The 1,016-nt window shown below is 57.6% G+C and carries 2 protein-coding genes; both read right to left on the bottom strand.

All coding sequences use genetic code 11. The features are described from left to right. Positions 1-234: 234 nt before the first annotated feature. A complete protein-coding gene (gene hcp / locus APU11_RS07905; protein WP_058651514.1) occupies positions 235-726 on the bottom strand; it encodes a type VI secretion system effector Hcp in 492 nt (163 codons plus the stop codon). A 5-nt stretch (positions 727-731) separates the two neighbouring features. Continuing rightward, positions 732-1,016: OmpA family protein (locus tag APU11_RS07900; RefSeq protein WP_131729157.1), on the bottom strand; the 285-nt coding region annotated here is incomplete at its 5' end.

Below are 1,016 nucleotides of genomic sequence, written 5' to 3'. Positions count from 1 at the left end.
CCTTCCATCGCACGGGCGCAGTAGGGGTTCAGACGACGTAACAGGCTGGCTGGATTTTCCATGAGACTCTCTCTTTATCAGTTCCGGACACGCTACCGCCCGTCGCTTTTCCTGGTATTCAGGAACCCAAAGCGCATAAGGTCGGGCAGGCAGATTGTGTTTTTCTTTGCTGAACGTCCGCGGTTACAGGCGTTCAGCAAAAACGGCGGACGGGAGAACCCGTCCGCACGAGACTCAGGCGGTGGCGCGTTCGTTCCAGGAATCGGAATGAATGATGTTGCCGTCCTTGTAGGTCCAGGTGATTTTTTCGTAGCGCAGCTCAATCTGCTCGAGGTGGTTGTGCTTCTCGAACGCCGGGTCCTTGATGTCGTGCATCTTCGGATTCACTTTCACCACCTTCACGTTTTCCAGTCTGGTGTTGAAGTACTCCACTTCCTGACCGGCGTCGTTGATTTTGTACCACTTAAACTCCGCAGACTTCAGGGTCTGGCCGGTGGTCACCGCCTTGTACAGGTACGGGCTGGAGGAGTCGATTTCCTTGGTGAACAGGAATGGCGTGTGGATACGCGTGCCGGTCAGTTTGCCGGTGTTGTTGTCGGTCGGGATGTACAGGTTATGCTCCTGCGCCACCACCTCGATGCTGCCTTCACGGTCCTTCACGTCCACGGAACCTTTGATGTCCGCGCCGCCATCGTCCTTCAGCCACAGATAAACAGGAATTGCCATGTTAATTACTCCATTTCATTTTTTGAGACGCCATCATCCTGCGATGGCGCGGGGGTATTGCCCGGCAGCTGACAGGCATTCGCCTGCGGCACCAGACTGATTTCGACACGGCGGTTCAGCGCCCGGCCTTCCGCCGTGTCGTTGGTGGCAACAGGACGGCTTTCGCCGTAGCCCTGCACCGCAAAGCAGCTCTCCGGCACATCGCCGGTGTCGCGCATCCAGTCGCGCACGGACTCCGCACGCTTAAGCGACAGCACCTGGTTGGACGGGTCATCGCCCGTGCTGTCGGT

The sequence above is a fragment of the Enterobacter sp. 50793107 genome, from assembly GCF_001463365.1.
GTDB lineage: Bacteria > Pseudomonadota > Gammaproteobacteria > Enterobacterales > Enterobacteriaceae > Enterobacter > Enterobacter cloacae.
The sequence above is the reverse complement of the archived record's forward strand: the minus strand, read 5'-3'. Positions and strand labels throughout refer to the sequence as shown.